Here is a 17,106-nt window from a genome sequence, read left to right as displayed (position 1 = left end):
CGCCCGCCCATCGTCCGCGCAAGCGCGGCGCCGGGGCGGCGGGCCTGGTGTGCCCCAAGCGCGGCGCCCCCGCCACCGGGTCTCAGCCGCGGTGGTAACGCTGCGGCACGAAGGGTGTGCTCGCGACCTCCACCGGCACCGGCTTGCCGCGCACCATCGCGGCAAGCTGCGTGCCCGGCTTGGCGAGCGCGCTCTCCACGTAGCCCATCGCCACCGGCGCCTCGAGCGTCGGTCCGAAGCTGCCGCTGGTCACCACGCCGACCTTGCGGCCGTCGGCGTCCACCAGCTCGGCGCCCTCGCGCACCGGCACGCGCGCGTTCGGGCGCAGGCCCACGCGCTTGCGCGCCACGCCCTGGGCAATATGCTCGAACACCACCGCAGCACCCGGGTAGCCGCCCGGACGTGCGCCATCGGCGCGACGCACCTTGGACAGCGCCCACAGCAGGCTGCTCTCCACCGGCGAGGTGTTCTGGTCGAGGTCGTGGCCGTACAGGCACAGGCCGGCTTCCAGGCGCAGCGAGTCGCGCGCACCCAGGCCGATCGGGGCGACTTCGGGGTGGCTCAGCAGCTCTTTCGCCAGCGCCTCGGCCTTGTCGGCCGGCACCGAGATCTCGAAGCCGTCCTCGCCGGTGTAGCCCGAGCGGCTGATGTAGCACTCGGCGCCGACCAGGGTGACGGTGGCGGTGTTCATGAACACCATCCTTGCGGTCTCGGGCGCCAGGCGCGTCATCACCGCACCCGCCGCCGGCCCCTGCAGCGCCAGCAGGGCGCGGTCGGCCAGCACCTCGACCTTGCAGCGGCCAGACAGGTGCTGCTGCATGTGTGCGATGTCCTGCTCCTTGCAGGCCGCATTGACGACGACGAACAGCCGGCCGTCGCCGAAGTTGGCGACCATCAGGTCGTCCATCACGCCGCCCCGCTCGTTGAGGAAGAGCGCGTAGCGCTGCATGCCCACGGGCAGGTCGACGATGTCCACCGGAACCAGGGTTTCCAGCGCTGCCGCGGCGTCGGGGCCGACGAGCATGACCTGACCCATGTGCGAGACGTCGAAGAGACCGGCCTGGCTGCGGGTATGGTTGTGCTCCTTGAGGATCCCGTCGGGGTACTGCACCGGCATCTCGTAGCCGGCAAAGGGCACCATTCTGGCGCCGAGGGAGACATGCAGGTCGTACAGCGGGGTGCGCAGCATGGGCGCGGCGGAGTCGTGGTCGCTCATCGTGTGTCCTTTGTGCAGTGGCAGGGGGTGGTCAGCATTCGATCACGTTCACGGCGAGGCCGCCGCGCGCGGTTTCCTTGTATTTCAGCTTCATGTCGGCGCCGGTGTCGCGCATGGTCTTGATGACCTTGTCGAGCGACACGAAGTGGGTGCCGTCGCCGCGCAGCGCCATGCGCGCGGCGTTGATCGCCTTGATCGAGCCCATCGCGTTGCGCTCGATGCAAGGCACCTGGACCAAGCCGCCGACCGGGTCGCAGGTCAGGCCCAGATTGTGCTCCATCCCGATCTCGGCCGCGTTCTCGACCTGCTCCGGCGTACCGCCGAGGACCTCGGCGAGCGCGCCGGCCGCCATCGAGCACGCCACGCCGACCTCGCCCTGGCAGCCGACCTCGGCGCCGGAGATCGAGGCGTTCTCCTTGTACAGGATGCCGATCGCCGCCGCGGTGAGCAGGAAGCGGATCACGCCCTCCTCGCTCGCGCCCGGCACGAAGCGGCTGTAGTAGTGCAGCACCGCGGGCACGATGCCGGCGGCGCCGTTGGTGGGCGCGGTGACGACGCGCCCACCGGCGGCGTTCTCCTCGTTCACCGCAAGCGCGTAGAGGTTGACCCAGTCCATGGTCGTCAGCGGATCGCGCAGGCTCGCCTCCGGGTTGGCGGAGAGCTTGCGGTACAGTTCGGCCGCGCGCCGCCTCACCTTCAGGCCGCCCGGCATGATGCCCTCGCGCTCGCAACCGCGGCGCACGCACAGCTGCATCACGTCCCAGATGCGCAGCAGGCCCGCGCGGGTCTCGGCGTCGCTGCGCCACGCGCGCTCGTTCTCCAGCATGAGCTGGCTGATCGAGAGCTGCTTGTCGCGGCACTGCGCGAGCAGCTCGGCGCCGGAGCGGAAGGGGTGCGCAAGCGGCGTGGTGTCGACGACGATGCGGTCGGCGCCGGCGGCGGTCTCATCGACGACGAAGCCGCCGCCGACCGAGTAGTACACCTTGCTCGCCAGCACCCGCCCGGCCGCGTCGAACGCGGTGATCCGCATGCCATTCGGATGATAGGGGAGCACCTGGCGGCGATGCATGAGCAGATGCTCGCGCTCGACGAACGGGATCGCATGCGTGCCGGCCAGCAGCAGCCGGCGTTCGCCGCGGATGCGCCCGAGCCTGGCATCGACCTGGTCGGGGTCGACCCGGTCGGGGACCTCGCCCTCCAGGCCGAGCAGCACCGCCTTGTCGCTGCCGTGGCCCTTGCCGGTGGCGCCGAGCGAACCGTAGAGCTCGGCCTTCACGCCGCCGACCTGCCCGAGCAGGCCGGCCTCGGCGAGCCCGCTCGCGAACACCTGCGCCGCACGCATCGGCCCCACCGTATGCGAGGACGACGGCCCGATGCCGATCTTGAACAGGTCGAAGACGCTGATGGCCATGGCGACGCCTCCGCGCTCAGCGCCCGTACACCGGGAAGCGGGCGCATAGCGCCGACACTTTCGCCCGCACCGCCTCGATGACCGCCGGGTTTTCGATGTCGTCGAGGATGTCGCAGATCCAGCCGGCGAGCTCGGTGACCTCGGCGACACCGAAGCCGCGCGTGGTGGCCGCCGGCGTGCCGATGCGGATGCCGCTGGTGACGAAGGGCGACTGCGGGTCGTTGGGGACGGTGTTCTTGTTCACCGTGATGTGCGCTGCACCCAGCGCTGCGTCGGCGGCCTTGCCGGTGATGCCCCTGGCGATCAGGTCGACCAGGAACAGGTGGTCGTCGGTGCCGCCGGAGACGATCCTGTAGCCGCGCTCGACGAACACGCCCGCCATCGCGCGCGCGTTGGCGATCACCTGCTTCTGGTACTCGGCGAACGCAGGCTCGAGCGCCTCCTTGAAGGCCACCGCCTTGGCGGCGATGACGTGCATCAGCGGCCCGCCCTGGGTGCCGGGGAAGACCATCGAGGCGATCTTCTTCTCGATGTCCGGGTTGGCGCGGCCGACGATGATGCCGCCGCGCGGGCCGCGCAGGGTCTTGTGGGTGGTGCTGGTGACGATGTCGGCGAAAGGCACCGGGTTGGGGTAGAGCCCGGCGGCCACCAGGCCGGCAACGTGGGCCATGTCGACGAACAGCAGCGCGCCGACCTTGTCGGCGATGGCGCGGAAGCGCGCGAAGTCGAGGTGGCGGGCGTAGGCCGAGAAGCCGGCGACGATCATCTTCGGCTTGCATTCGACGGCCTGGGCCTCGAGCGCGTCGTAGTCGATCACGCCGTCGTCGGTCACGCCGTACTGCACCGCGTTGAAGATCTTGCCGGAGAAGTTCACCTTGGCGCCGTGCGTGAGGTGGCCGCCATGGGCGAGGCTCATGCCGAGGATGGTGTCGTGCGGCTGCAACAGCGCGAGATACACCGCGGCGTTGGCCTGCGAGCCCGAGTGCGGCTGCACGTTCGCCCAGTCGGCCGCGAAGAGCTGCCTGGCGCGGTCGATGGCGAGCTGCTCGACCACGTCCACATGCTCGCAGCCGCCGTAGTAGCGCTTGCCGGGGTAGCCCTCGGCGTACTTGTTGGTGAGCACCGTGCCCTGCGCCTGCATCACGCGCGGGCTGGCGTAGTTCTCGGAGGCGATGAGCTCGATGTGGTCTTCCTGGCGCTGGCGCTCGGCCTCGATGGCGGTCCAGAGTTCGGCATCGTAGCCGTCGATCTGCATGTGCTTGTCGAACATGGGAGTCTCCTGAAGGGATGGGGTACGACGGGCGGGATGCGCGACACCCCGCCCATCGAGGGAAGCTCAACGGCCCGGGCGCGCGCCCGCCGCGCGGGCATCCTCGCCATCGGCACCACCGCTGGCGAAGTACTCGCGGCTGAGGCTGACGATGACCGGCGACAGCAGCAGCAGCGAGATGAGGTTGGGGATCGCCATCAGCGCGTTCAGCGTGTCGGCGACCAGCCAGGCGAAGTCGAGACTCAGGGTGGCGCCAAAGAACACCGCGATGGTCCACAGGATGCGGAAGGGCTTCTCGCTGACCGTGCCGACCAGATACTCCCAGCACTTCTCGCCGTAGTAGGCCCAGCCGAGGATGGTGGTGAAGGCGAACACCGCCAGCGACGCGGCGAGCAGGTACTTGCCCACGCCCGGCATCGCCGCCTCGAAGGCCTGCGAGCTCAGCACCGCGCCGGAGGCACCCGAGGTCCACACGCCGGTGACCATGATCGCCAGGCCGGTCATCGTGCACACGATGATGGTGTCGATGAAGGTACCCATCATGCCGATCAGCCCGGAGAACACCGGGTTGCTGGTGGCCCCCGCGGCCTGCGCGATGCCGGCGGTGCCCAGGCCGGCCTCGTTGGAGAAGATGCCGCGCGCGACGCCCTTCTGGATCGCCATCATGACCGTGGAGCCGAGGAAGCCGCCGGTCGCCGCGGTGGGGTTGAAGGCCTGCGTGAAGATGGTGGCGAAGGCATCGGGGATGCGGTCGGCGAACACGAACAGGATCACGCCCACGCACAGGATGTAGCCGATGCACATGAAGGGCATCAGCCACTCGGCCACCGCGCCGATGCGCTTGATGCCGCCCAGCACCACCGCGCCGGTGAGGATGACGAGCACGACGCCGGTGACCCAGGTGTCGACGCCGAAGGCGTTGTGCACCGCGCTGGCGATGCCGTTGGCCTGAACCATGTTGCCGATGCCGAAACCGGCCAGGCCGCCGAAGATGGCGAAGGCCGTGCCCAGCCAGCGCCAGTGCTTGCCGAGACCGTTCTTGATCGCGTACATCGGGCCGCCGGCGTGCTCGCCCTTGTCGTCGACCTCGCGGTACTTCACCGCGAGCACGACCTCGCCATACTTGGTGGCCATGCCGACGAAGGCGGTCATCCACATCCAGAACAGCGCACCCGGGCCGCCGACCGCAATCGCGGTGGCGACGCCGGCGATGTTGCCCGTGCCCACGGTGGCCGACAGCGCGGTCATCAGCGCGGCGAAGGGCGTGATCTCGCCTTCGGCCTTCGCGCCGGGCGCCCGGCTCTTCCAGATCATGCGGAAGCCGTAGGGAATCTTGAAGATCGGCATGAAGCCGAGGCGGAGTTGCAGGTAGAGGCCGGTACCCAGAATCAGCACGATCATGGGCACGCCCCAGACGATGCCATTGAGCCAGCTGAAGAAGTCGTTGATGAACTGCATGGTGTCTCCGTCTTTATTGTCGTTTTAGGGCTCGCCGGGCGCGACGCTTGCTGCGCCTTGATGTCCCGCTCGGGCCGGTGCGTCCGCCCACACGGGCGGGCGGAGGTGCTCGGTCAGCTCAAACCTTCGCCTCCAGCTTCAGATCGACCATCAGCTCGTTGGCCAGCGCCTCGAGCGCCGCCTGCAGCGCGGCGGGCGACACGCCGGCCGGTACGCGCAGCTCGAGCTCGGCGCGGAACATCGCCTCGCCGCTGAACGAGCCACTCTCGCAGGCGCTGTCCATGCGCTCGATGCTCGCGCCGTGCTGCGCCAGCACCGAGGAGATGTCGCGCACGATGCCGGGGCGGTCGTGGGCGAGCAGTTCCATGCGGATCAACTCGCCGCCGGTCGCGTCGGCCGCACTGGTGCCGCGCTCGATGCTCAGGCTCAGGCCGGCGGACGACAGCGCGCGCAGCGCCGCCTCAAGGCGATCGGCGTCCGCTGCGGCCACGTCGAGCCGCAGGATGCCGGCGAACTTGCCCGCCAGGTGCGCCATGCTGCTGTCCAACCAGTTGGCGCCGTTCGCGGCCGCGCACTCGGCGAGCGCGTTGACCAGGCCCGGGCGATCCTCGCCGACCAGGGTGACGATGAAAGGGACGTTCATGTGCGGGGCTCCTCAGGCTTGTTCGTAATCGGACAGCGGCGGGCAGGCGCACACCAGGTTGCGGTCGCCATACACGTTGTCCACCCGGCCGACCGGCGACCAGTACTTGTTGCCACGCAGGCTGGCCACCGGATAGGCGGCGAGCTCGCGGCTGTAGGGGTGCGACCACTCGCCGGCGATGGCTTCGGCGGTGTGCGGGGCGTTCACCAGCGGGTTGTCCCGGGGGTCGTACTCGCCGCTGGCGACCTTGGCGATCTCCGCGCGGATCGAGATCATCGCGTCGCAGAAGCGGTCGAGCTCGGCCTTCGACTCGCTCTCGGTCGGCTCGATCATCAGCGTGCCGGGCACCGGGAAGGACATCGTCGGCGCGTGGAAGCCGTAGTCCATCAGGCGCTTGGCCACGTCGTCGACCGTGATGCCGGTGCTGTCCTTGAGCGGACGCAGGTCGAGGATGCACTCGTGCGCGACCAGGCCGTTCTCGCCGCGATAGAGCACCGGGTAGTGCGGCTCGAGGCGCTGTGCGATGTAGTTGGCGTTGAGGATCGCCGTCACCGTGGCATGGCGCAGGCCCTCGCGGCCCATCAGCGTGATGTAGGTCCAGGTGATGGGCAGGATGCTGGCGCTGCCCCAGGGCGCGGCCGCCACTGCGCCGATGCCCTCGAGGCCCACCGATCCGTGGCCAGGCAGGAAGGGGGCGAGGTGCGCCTTGACGCCGATCGGGCCGACGCCCGGGCCGCCGCCGCCGTGCGGGATGCAGAAGGTCTTGTGCAGGTTCAGGTGCGAGACGTCGCCGCCGAACTGGCCCGGGCCGCACAGGCCGACCATGGCGTTGAGGTTGGCGCCGTCGATGTACACCTGGCCGCCGTGGGCGTGCACGATGTCGGTGATCTCGCGCACCGCGGTCTCGAACACGCCGTGGGTGGACGGGTAGGTGATCATGATCGCGGCGAGCTGGTCGGCGTGCTGCGCCGCCTTGGCCCTGAGGTCGGCGACGTCGACGTTGCCGTTGGCGTCGCAGGCGACCACCACCACGCGCATGCCGGCCATGTTCGCCGTGGCCGGGTTGGTGCCGTGCGCGGAGCTCGGGATCAGGCACACGTCGCGGTGGCCTTCGCCGCGGCTGGCGTGATAGGCGCGGATCGCCAGCAGGCCGGCGTATTCGCCCTGCGAGCCGGCGTTGGGCTGCAGCGACACCGCGTCGTAGCCGGTGCAGGCGCACAGCATCTGCTCGAGCTCGGCGGTGAGCTGGGCGTAGCCCTGCGTCTGGTCGGCCGGTGCGAAGGGGTGCAGGCCGCCGAACTCGGGCCAGGTCACCGGGATCATCTCGGTGGTGGCGTTGAGCTTCATGGTGCACGAGCCGAGCGGGATCATCGTGCGGTCGAGCGCGAGGTCCTTGTCGGCCAGGCTGCGCAGGTAGCGCAGCATGCGGGTCTCGGACTGGTAGGCGCTGAACACCGGGTGGGTCAGGAAGGCGGAGCTGCGCAGCTGCGCGGCCGGCAGCGCCTCCTGCACCAGGCTCTCGACGGCATCGAAGTCGGGCGCTGCGACGCCGCTGCCGAACACCGCCCACAGCGCCTCGACATCGGCGCGGCGGGTGGTCTCGTCGAGCGCGATGCCGACCGTGCCGGCGTCGATCTCGCGCAGGTTCATGCCCGCTGCGCGCGCGGCGGCATGCACCGCGGCGGCGTCGGCGACACGCACGGTGATCGTGTCGAAGAAGGCCGTCGTCGGCACGTCGATGCCGAGGCGGCGCAGGCCGGCAGCCAGGGTCGCGGTGAGGCGATGGACCCGGCGCGCGATCGTCGTCAGCCCGGCCGGGCCGTGGTAGCAGGCGTACATGCTGGCCATGATCGCGAGCAGCGCCTGCGCGGTGCAGATGTTGGAGGTGGCCTTCTCGCGGCGGATGTGCTGCTCGCGGGTCTGCATCGCCAGGCGGTAGGCCTTGTTGCCGTGGCTGTCGATCGACACGCCGACCACGCGCCCGGGCATCACGCGCTTGTGCTCGTCGCGGGTGGCGAAGTACGCCGCGTGCGGACCACCGAAGCCCATCGGGATGCCGAAGCGCTGGGTCGAGCCGATGGCGACGTCGGCGCCGAACTCGCCCGGCGGCTTGAGCAGCGTCAGCGCCAGCAGGTCGGCGGCGACCACCACCAGCGCCTTCCTGTCGTGCGCGGCAGCGACGATGGCGGCGTGGTCGACCACCTCGCCGGTGCTCGCCGGATACTGCAGCAGCACGCCGAAGACCTCGTGCGCGGCCAGTTCGGTCGCGGCGTCGCCGACGATGACCTCGAAGCCGAGCGGCTCGGCGCGGGTGCGCACCACCTCGATGGTCTGCGGGTGGCAGTCGCGCGAGACGAAGAAGGCCTTCGACTTGCTCTTCGACAGGCGCTGGCAGAAGGCCATGGCCTCGGCCGCGGCGGTGGCCTCGTCGAGCAGCGAGGCGTTGGCGATCTCCAGGCCGGTGAGGTCGGTGACCATGGTCTGGAAGTTCAGCAACGCTTCCAGGCGGCCCTGCGAGATCTCGGGCTGGTACGGGGTGTAGGCGGTGTACCAGGCCGGGTTCTCGAGCACGTTGCGCAGGATGACCGTGGGCGTGAAGGTGTCGTGGTAGCCGGTGCCGATGAACGAGCGCAGCACCCGGTTCGTGCCCGCGATCGCGCGCAGCAGCGCCAGCGTCTCGGGCTCGCTGCGGCCTTCGGGCAGGGCCAGCGGTGCAGCCGACAGGATGGAGGCGGGGATGACCTTGTCGATCAGCTGGTCGAGCGAGTCGAGGCCGAGCACGTCGAGCATGGCGCGCGTCTCGGCGGCGTCCGGGCCCACGTGGCGGCCGACGAAGTCGTCGCGCTGTTCGAGCTGCGCGAGCGTCGCGGGGAAGCGGGTGTCGTGGATGTTCATGGCGAGGGCGGTCCGTTTAGGGTCGAGCAGGCGGGCGTGATCAGGCGGTGAGCTTCTCGTAGGCGGCCTGGTCCAGCAGCGCGTCGGCCGCCGACGGATCGTCGAGGCGGATGCGGATGAACCAGCCTGCGCCGAGCGGATCCTCGTTGACCGTGGCGGGCGCATCGACCAGCGCCGGATTCACCTCCAGGACGGTGCCGGCCAGCGGCATCTTCAGCTCGCCGGCGGCCTTGACCGACTCGATGACCGCCGCCTCGTCGCCACGCGCGAAGCTCGCGCCCACGTCGGGCAACTGCACGAAGACGATGTCGCCGAGCGCGTTCTGCGCGTAGTCGGTGATGCCGACGGTCGCGCTGTCGCCCTCGATGCGCAGCCATTCGTGGTCTTCGGTAAATTTCAGGATGCTCATGATGTCTCCCACACTCGAATTGATCGGACAGGCCGCGGATCGCGGTTGCAGGGCGCATCTTAACGGCGCGACTCCATTTGCAAAGTTGATAGTTGAAATGAAATAATTAATCTTATAAATGCACTCGAGCCCATGCTGAACCTGCCGACGGAGCTTCTCCGCACCTTCATCAAAGCCGTGGATCTGGGCAGCTTCACGCGCGCAGGCGACGCGGTGGGACGCACGCAATCGGCGGTCAGCCTGCAGATGCGGCGCCTGGAGGAGTTGCTCGGCGCCCAGCTCTTCGAGCGCGGCACCCACCGCGTCAAGCTCACCGAGGAGGGCGCCACGCTGGCCGGCTACGCGCGCCGGCTGCTGGCCCTGAACGACGAGGCGGTGGCGAGCCTGCGCCGACCACGGGTGGCGGGATGCGTGCGCCTGGGGGCTCCGCACGAATACATGGCCTCGCTGCTGCCGACGATCCTCGGCAAGTTCGCACAGTCGCACCCTGGCGTGACCCTCGAGGTCACCTGCGACCTGAGCAAGAACCTGCTCGAGCGCCAGCAGAAGGGCGAATTCGACCTCGTCATCGCCTTGCACGATCAGGGTCAGTCGGACGGGGGCACCCAGGTCCATACCGAACCGCTGGTGTGGATCGGCAGCGTGGACCACGCGCGTCACGAGCAACAGCCGCTGTCGCTGGTGCTGGCCCCGCCCCCCTGCATCTATCGCAACCGCATCCTGCAGACCCTGGGACGGCTGGACCGTGGCTGGCGGATCGCCTACACCAGCTCCAGCTACAGCGGCATCCTCGCCGCGGTGCGCGCGGGGCTGGGCGTGACCCTGCTGGCGGAGAGCACCGTGCCGACGGGTGTGCGCAGGCTGGGCGAGCGGGAAGGTTTTCCCGAAATGGGCGCGCTCGACGTGTGCGTGCACGGCAGCCGCGAGAACGCGTCGGAAGCGGCCGACTGCCTGGCCGAGTACGTTGCGTGCAGTTTCGGCTGAGCAAGGCCCGCTCGACTCGCCACATCGGCGGCATCCGCGCCCTGACCTGCAGCAACCGGGTCGAGACCTGCAGCGCCCGCATCGAGCACGACGACGGACGCATCGAGGTGATGAGCCGGGCGCTGCACGAGCCCCCGGTCGAACCGATTCGGCATCCGGCATCCTGGTGGCGCCGCCTGCGTTCGGCACCGCTTCGAAGCCCGAGGAGGGCGCGCTGGACAGGCCTTTGATCACTCAATAACCTGCTCTCTGTTTCCGATCGATCGGACGGGAATCGAAACCAGAAAATGCACAAGCCCGACGGTCGCGATCGAACGCTGCCGACACCGGGCAAGGAGACAGACAACATGCAAAATCACGCTCGGACTCGCCGCGCGGCGGGCTCGCTTCTTGCCATCACCGTCGCACTCGGCGGCCTCTCCTTCCCCTGCGCCTCGTCGTTCGCAGAGTCCGCGGTTCGCCCTGCGGTGGCGGCGAAGGGCACAGCCGATACCGTGACGATTCGGCGTGACTCCTACGGCGTTCCGCACGTCTATGCGAACTCGGAATTCGGCCTGTTCTACGGCTACGGCCATTCGGTGGCGCAGGACCGCCTGTTCCAGATGGAAATGGCGCGGCGCAGCACCCAGGGCACGGTCGCCGAGGTGTTGGGCGACAAGTTCCTCGCCTTCGACAAGGCCACCCGTGCCAACTATTGGCCGGCCTCCATCCATGGGCAGATCGCACGCCTGCCGAAGGCCGACCGCGACATTCTCGAGGGCTACGCGGCGGGCATGAATGCCTGGCTGGCGAGGGTGAAGGCCGATCCCGAAACGTGGATGCCGAAGCAGTTCCGCGATTTCGGCTTCGAGCCGGGGCCGTGGACCGCATATGACGTGGCGATGGTGTTCGTCGGCACGATGGCGAACCGTTTCTCCGACTTCAACACCGAACTCGACAACCTCGCGCTGCGCACTGCGCTGATCGACAAGCACGGCGAGGCGAAGGGGAAGCAGATTTTCGACCAGTTGAAGTGGATCGTGGACCCCGAGACGCCGACCACGATCGCGCCGGAGGAAGGCGAATACGCGGTCAGTCTGGCGACTCGGGCCGCCGCTGCGCCCCTCGCCTATGCGCTGCCGCGCTACGACGACGTACCGCCCACGCTGGCCCGCCTGGCGAAGACGCCCGACGGCGCGCTGGCCGGCGGAACGCCGGAAGCGCAGCGCGAGCTGCTGCTGGCCGAACTGGGTACGCTGGGCATGACCGGCCAGGCCGGCTTCCCGGCGGCGAGCAACATGTGGATCATCGGCCGCAAGCTTGCGCGCGGAGCCAGCTCCATCCTGCTCAACGGCCCCCAGTTCGGCTGGTTCTCCCCGGCCTACACCTACGGCATCGGCCTGCACGGCGCCGGCTTCGATCTGGTGGGCAACACGCCGTTCGCCTATCCGAGCGTGCTGTTCGGCACCAACGGGCGTATCAGCTGGGGCTCCACCGCCGGCTTTGGCGACGGTGTGGACATCTTCGTCGAGAAGCTCGACCCTGCCGACCCGACGCGCTACCAGCACAAGGGCGAGTGGCGCACGATGGAAAAGCGCACCGAAACGATCGCGGTGAAGGGCGGCGAAGCGGTGACGCTCGACGTGTTCCGTACGGTGCATGGCATGGTGGTGAAGTCCGACCCGGCCAGGGGCGTGGCCTACGCCAAGCAGCGCACCTGGGACGGGCTGGAACTGCAGTCGCTGATGGCGTGGACGCGCAAGGGTCAGTCGCAGAACTGGGCACAATGGCTGAAGCAGGCCGAACGTCACGCGCTGACCATCAACTGGTACTACGCGGATGCCGACGGCAACATCGGCTATGCGCATACCGGCAAGTATCCGGAACGCAAGCCCGGCCACGACCTGCGCCTGCCGGTGCCGGGCACCGGCGAAATGGACTGGAACGGCCTGCTCTCCTTCGACACCAACCCCAAGATCTACAACCCGCGCCAGGGCTACATCGCCAACTGGAACAACCCGCCGATCAAGGGCTATCCCAACCCGGACATGATCTGGCTGTCGTGGGGCGCCGCCGACCGGCTCAACGAGCTCGAGGAGCGCCTGCGCGCAAAGGGTCCCATGGACGCCGAGGGCATGTGGAGCCTGCTCAAACCCACCAGCCTGGCCGACGTCAATGCGCGCTACTTCCTGCCGGTGCTGCGTGATGCGGTCGCGCCGCTGCCCGTGGGCGATGCGCGCAAGGCGCTGGTCGCCGCATTGCAGGACTGGGACGGCATGAACGCCGACGACAACCGTGACGGCGTCTACGATCATGCTGCGCCGGCCATCCTCGATGCCTGGCTGGGTGCGATGCTGAAGGCGACGTTCGCCGACGAGGTGCCGGCGGACTTCATGCGCTACTTCGGCGCCACCGGCTACCCGACGCCCGACCGTCCGCCGGCCGGCTCGATCAACATCCAGGTCGGCACCAAGCTGCTCTACCAGGTGCTGCGCGGCAAGTCGGCCAGCGTGCCGCAGCAGTACGACTTTCTCAACGGTCGCGACGCGCTCGACGTCGTGCGCGAGGCGCTCGGCCAGGCGGCGGACAAGCTGGCCGCGGAGTACGGCGGCGCGGCGCCGGCGAACTGGAAGGTGCCGGTCGCGCGGCTGCGCTACTTCACCAACAACTTCATGGGCATCCCGCAGGCCCTCGAGATCGAGGGGGCGCAGACGCACGTGGTGATGAACCGCGGTACCGAGAACAACATGGTGGCGCTGGGCGGCGGCGCAGTGCGGGCCTGGGATGTGCTAGGGCCGGGTCAGAGCGGCTTCATCGACCTGCAGGGGATGCGCTCGCAGCACTACGCGGATCAGCTCGAGCTGTTCGACACCTTCGGCCGCAAGGCTCTGCCATGGTCGGCGCGAGACGTACGGCGCGCGACGCAGTCGGTCGAGCGGCTGGTGCTGCCGAAGCGCTGATCGAGCGCGAATCGCCCGGCCTCGAAGGGCCGGGCTGCAGGCTCAGGCGGCGAACGCCGCCAGGGCCTCGCTCAGCGCGTCCGGGGTGACATCCTCGGCCAGGGTGGCGACCGTCTGCCCATCGACCACGATGCTCGCACCCTCGACGGCGAACGGAGTGCCCGCCTTCAGCGCCGCCACCACCGCGCCCGCCTCGCGCGGCGAGGCGAAGCCCTCGCCCTGCAGCAGCAGGCGGCTGTCAGCGTCGACCAGCTTGAAGTGGAAGCGGCCGTCGGCCTCGCGGTACTGCTTGAACTGGGGCTGTGCGGTCTTCGCCTTCTCGGCCTTGGCCTCGCCCGCCACGCTGGCAAGATTGCGCAGGCCCACCGCGCGGCGCAGCTCGCCGAGGAAGGGGGTGGCGATCGCGCGCGCCTTGGCGGCGCCCTCGTGCAGATGCTTCTCGATGCGCGCCGGCTCGGCGACGAGCGCCAGGTAGTGCTCGCGCATCGGCGCCACCGCGGCCTCGATCTGCTCGAACAGCGCCTGCTTGGCCTCGCCCCAGGCGATGCCCTCGTCGAAGGCGGTACGCATCGCGCGCGTCTCCTCGGCGGTCGAGAAGGCCTGGTAAAGCTGGAACAGCGCCGAGCCGTCGGCATCCTTGGGCTCGCCCGGCGCCCTGGAGTCGGTGACGATGGAGAAGATCAGCTTCTTCAGCTCGGCAGTGGGCGCGAACAGCGGGATGGTGTTGTCGTAACTCTTGCTCATCTTGCGGCCGTCCAGCCCGGGCAGGGTGGCGACCGAGGCGTCGATGGCGGCCTCGGGCAGCACGAAGTGCTCGCCGTAGAGGTGGTTGAAGCTGCCCGCCATGTCGCGCGCCATCTCGATGTGCTGGATCTGGTCGCGCCCGACCGGCACCGATTGCGCCTTGAACATCAGGATGTCGGCGGCCATCAGCACCGGGTACATGTAGAGGCCCATGTTGACCCCGGCATCCGGATCGACACCCTCGGCGGTATTCCTGTCCACCGCCGCCTTGTAGGCATGGGCGCGGTTGAGCAGGCCCTTGCCGGCGACGCAGGTGAGCAGCCAGGTGAGCTCGGGGATCTCGGGAATGTCGGACTGGCGGTAGAACCACACGCGATCGGTGTCCAGGCCGGCGGCGATCCAGGTGGCGGCGATCTCCAGCGTCGAGCGCTGCACGCGCAGCGGGTCGGTGGTCTTGATCAGCGCATGGTAGTCAGCCAGGAAGTAGAAGCTCTCGACGCCGGGCTGGCGGCTGGCGGCCACCGCCGGGCGGATGGCGCCGGCGTAGTTGCCGAGGTGGGGCGTGCCCGAGGTGGTGATCCCGGTGAGGACGCGCTGGACAGACATGGATCGCTCCGGCTCGAAATGGTCAGGGAGCGCGAGTTTAACGGCTTCGACGCGTGCGGATAAGGCGGATGCGCTACGGCGGCGTGCGCATCTCTCGCTGCGCTCACTCTTGCCAGCGCAGCGAAAGGCGCGCACCGCCCTGCGGCACGAGATCGACCCAGTGTTCCTGGCGCGCGCCGGCATAGGACGCGGAGATCCGGTAGCGCCCCGGCGCGGGCACATCGACCTGACCGATCGGCCCGCAGGACGCCTCGACGCGCTGCCCGGAGAGCGGCTCGTCGACCCGCGTCTCGACGTCGGTGACCCAGCCGCCCGCGGTGGTGGAGAAGAACACGGTCAGCGCATGCATGCCGATCTCGGCGCGCATGCGCTCGGACTCCTCGAGCCCGATGCCGCCGCACTCCAGCCGGAGCACGGGCGCATCGTCCACCACCGGCTGCGTCCATCCCGGGGCGGCGAGCGCAAGCAGGGCAAGGGCGGCGAACACGCGTTTGCAAGGTTTCATCATTGGGTGCGACTCCGGGAACCGCCCGAATCAGGCTTCCGCATTGTTCCCGGCTCCCCGCGGGGAGGCAAGGATCGGACTGCAAGCGGGTGACGCAGTCGCACCGCCCGCGCAGCATTTACGTGGATCTTGCGTTCCTTTAGACGCGATCTTTACCAAAGGTGGGGAAATTGTCACAGTCATTCGAGCGGATCTCGGCGACCCTTCAGGCACATCCCACCCTCCCATCCCGTGGGGCGACTGCATGCACACGACCAGCTCGATAGAGAAGACGACCGAACCGATGAAAACCCTGCTCCTCGCCCTGGCCCTGTCCGCCGTGGGCACGGCTCAAGCCGCCGTATGCCAACTCAGCGACGTGAAGGTGACCGGCGTCAGCATCTACAGCGGAACGACGCGGGACGCGGCGCTTGCCCCGATCCCGCTCGACACCCTGCCGGTCAGCGCCGCCGCCTGTGCAGGCGCTTTCATGGGCAACGACGGCCACTACCCCCAGACCAATCTCGGCTACGCGGGCGACGGACTGCTCAACGGCGGCGCCCAGATGGGCAGCAAGTCGGTCCTGTTCCCGGGCGGGGCCTTCATCAGCGAGCACTACCCGCTCCAGGACCTGCGCGGCGACGGCACGGCCGACGACCCGGGCTGGATCATGCTGGGCAAGTCGGAAACACAGGGCGGGCGCTGGCAGTTCTCCCCGAGCGCGATCGGCGGTGACCGCTCGGTGGTCCTCGACTCCTTCTTCAGCGTGACCGAAACCAGTGCCGGCAAGGGAACGTGGTCCTTCACGCCGGATGCGGAAGCGGCACGGCGCGCCGCCTCCGTCCTTGGAGGCAACTGGATCGACCAGTTCGCGATCTCGTTCAAGGCAGGGAACGGCTTCGCCCTGTACAGCTTCACCTCCGCACTCTTCGATGCTGCGACACCGAAGGCAAGCGACCCGCTGCTGAACTGGTTCGGCAGCTACGATCTGACCGAGACCTTGATCAACCGAGGCGGCAACCCGGCGGGGCTGTCCCACGTCACGCTGTGGGTGCGCGACCCTGCGACAAGCCCGGATCCGGTCCCCGCGACCAATGCGGTGCCCGAACCCGGCTCGCTGGGCCTGCTCGCCCTCGCCCTCGTCGGCCTGGGCTTGCGGCGTCGCGGCTGACCCTGGCGGGTGCCGCGCGGGTCCGGGGCGACACCCGGCGCCCTCTGCGCATCCACTCCGCGGATGCACGCCCACCGGCCGGCAAGCACGCACGAAATGCCCGGCCGGCCGAAGCGCCGTGGGCGCGGCCGGCCGAACGCGTTAACATTGCGCGTCTCATGCCGCATGCGCACTTGCCCCGGGTACGCATCCCCCCGCACCGCCCGGCCTGCCTGCCCCTCGTCGCCAGCCTCTCATTTCCAGCCGACATCGTGACCCAGCCTCTTACCGAACGTCCCCGCGTCCCCATCATCACCGTGGGCCTGCGCCCCCACCCCACCAGCCCGGACGCCGAAGCGCCCTGGCAAGGCCCGGTGGGCCGCCTGCTCGCCACCATGTTCGCCCTCCCCGAAGGCGGCGCGGTGTTCGAGTTCCGCCTCGAGGAGAGCCGCCCCGCCCAGCTCGCGATCCCGGCACCGGCCACGCCCGGCCCCGCCGACGAGCTGTGGAAGCACACCTGCTTCGAGGTCTTCCTCGGCGTGCCGGGCGAGGCCGGCTATCGCGAATACAACTTCTCGCCCTCGGGACAGTGGGCGATCTATGGCTTCCGCGCCTGGCGCGAGCGCATCGAGGACTACATCCCCGCGGCCAAGCCCGAGGTCCTCTTCGACCAGACCGACGACGGCCTGGTGCTTGAGGCCCGCGTGCCCGCCGAGCTGCTGCCGGCGGTGCCGCCCGGCAGCGACCTGCAGGTGAGCCTGGCCGCGGTCGTCGAACGCAAGGACGGCATGCTCGAATACTGGGCGCTGCGCCACTCCGCCGCGCAACCCGACTTCCATGCCCGTGACACCTTCGTGCTGACCCTGGCCACCACGACGCAGAAGGCAGCCTGAAGCC

Annotated in this window: 13 protein-coding genes; 4 read left to right on the top strand and 9 right to left on the bottom strand. The window is 69.2% G+C overall.

Annotation, left to right across the window (positions count from 1 at the left end; genetic code table 11):
- Nucleotides 1–82: 82 nt before the first annotated feature.
- From gcvT to gcvH, 7 genes are all read right to left on the bottom strand, one after another.
- Nucleotides 83–1,216, bottom strand: a complete 1,134-nt coding sequence (gene gcvT, locus PO78_RS05900; RefSeq protein ID WP_004304856.1) for a glycine cleavage system aminomethyltransferase GcvT — start codon at nucleotides 1,214–1,216, stop codon at nucleotides 83–85.
- Between the two features lie 31 nt (nucleotides 1,217–1,247).
- Nucleotides 1,248–2,627: an L-serine ammonia-lyase gene (locus PO78_RS05895; RefSeq protein ID WP_004304854.1), complete on the bottom strand. Its 1,380-nt coding sequence runs from the start codon at nucleotides 2,625–2,627 to the stop codon at nucleotides 1,248–1,250.
- Nucleotides 2,628–2,643: 16 nt separating this feature from the next.
- Nucleotides 2,644–3,897: a serine hydroxymethyltransferase gene (glyA, locus tag PO78_RS05890; RefSeq protein WP_004304852.1), complete on the bottom strand. Its 1,254-nt coding sequence runs from the start codon at nucleotides 3,895–3,897 to the stop codon at nucleotides 2,644–2,646.
- A 66-nt stretch (nucleotides 3,898–3,963) separates the two neighbouring features.
- Nucleotides 3,964–5,355, bottom strand: a complete 1,392-nt coding sequence (locus PO78_RS05885) for an alanine/glycine:cation symporter family protein (protein ID WP_043742700.1) — start codon at nucleotides 5,353–5,355, stop codon at nucleotides 3,964–3,966.
- A gap of 118 nt (nucleotides 5,356–5,473) precedes the next feature.
- Nucleotides 5,474–5,998, bottom strand: a complete 525-nt coding sequence (locus tag PO78_RS05880) for a glycine cleavage system protein R (protein WP_043742698.1) — start codon at nucleotides 5,996–5,998, stop codon at nucleotides 5,474–5,476.
- Between the two features lie 12 nt (nucleotides 5,999–6,010).
- A complete protein-coding gene (gcvP, locus tag PO78_RS05875) occupies nucleotides 6,011–8,893 on the bottom strand; it encodes an aminomethyl-transferring glycine dehydrogenase (protein ID WP_043742696.1) in 2,883 nt (960 codons plus the stop codon).
- Between the two features lie 40 nt (nucleotides 8,894–8,933).
- Entirely contained in the window at nucleotides 8,934–9,302 is a 369-nt protein-coding gene (gene gcvH, locus PO78_RS05870; protein WP_004304841.1) for a glycine cleavage system protein GcvH, read from the bottom strand.
- Nucleotides 9,303–9,434: 132 nt separating this feature from the next.
- On the opposite strand from gcvH, the gene PO78_RS05865 reads away from it, so the two are divergent.
- Nucleotides 9,435–10,286 carry a LysR substrate-binding domain-containing protein gene (locus PO78_RS05865; protein WP_004304840.1) on the top strand — a complete coding sequence of 284 codons (852 nt, stop codon included), beginning with the start codon at nucleotides 9,435–9,437 and terminating at the stop codon, nucleotides 10,284–10,286.
- A gap of 347 nt (nucleotides 10,287–10,633) precedes the next feature.
- The gene (locus tag PO78_RS05860) at nucleotides 10,634–13,225 is read left to right on the top strand and encodes a penicillin acylase family protein (RefSeq protein WP_043742776.1); all 2,592 of its coding nucleotides are present in this window, start codon (nucleotides 10,634–10,636) and stop codon (nucleotides 13,223–13,225) included.
- Between the two features lie 42 nt (nucleotides 13,226–13,267).
- Here PO78_RS05860 and PO78_RS05855 read toward each other — a convergent pair whose 3' ends face one another.
- Together PO78_RS05855 and PO78_RS05850 are read right to left on the bottom strand one after the other, a co-directional pair.
- Nucleotides 13,268–14,575 carry a tryptophan--tRNA ligase gene (locus PO78_RS05855; RefSeq protein ID WP_043742694.1) on the bottom strand — a complete coding sequence of 436 codons (1,308 nt, stop codon included), beginning with the start codon at nucleotides 14,573–14,575 and terminating at the stop codon, nucleotides 13,268–13,270.
- Between the two features lie 103 nt (nucleotides 14,576–14,678).
- A complete protein-coding gene (locus PO78_RS05850) occupies nucleotides 14,679–15,083 on the bottom strand; it encodes a hypothetical protein (protein ID WP_004304834.1) in 405 nt (134 codons plus the stop codon).
- Between the two features lie 241 nt (nucleotides 15,084–15,324).
- Here PO78_RS05850 and PO78_RS05845 point away from each other — a divergent pair, with 241 nt between their 5' ends.
- Together PO78_RS05845 and PO78_RS05840 are read left to right on the top strand one after the other, a co-directional pair.
- Nucleotides 15,325–16,230, top strand: coding sequence for a PEP-CTERM sorting domain-containing protein (locus PO78_RS05845; protein ID WP_231570628.1), 906 nt, complete (start codon nucleotides 15,325–15,327; stop codon nucleotides 16,228–16,230).
- A gap of 251 nt (nucleotides 16,231–16,481) precedes the next feature.
- On the top strand, nucleotides 16,482–17,102 hold the full coding sequence (locus PO78_RS05840; RefSeq protein WP_043742774.1) for a DOMON-like domain-containing protein: 621 nt from the start codon (nucleotides 16,482–16,484) through the stop codon (nucleotides 17,100–17,102).
- Nucleotides 17,103–17,106 lie beyond the last annotated feature (4 nt).

This window comes from Thauera sp. SWB20 (assembly GCF_000831325.1).
Lineage (GTDB): Bacteria > Pseudomonadota > Gammaproteobacteria > Burkholderiales > Rhodocyclaceae > Thauera > Thauera aminoaromatica.
This window is presented reverse-complemented; position numbering and strand designations above follow the sequence as displayed.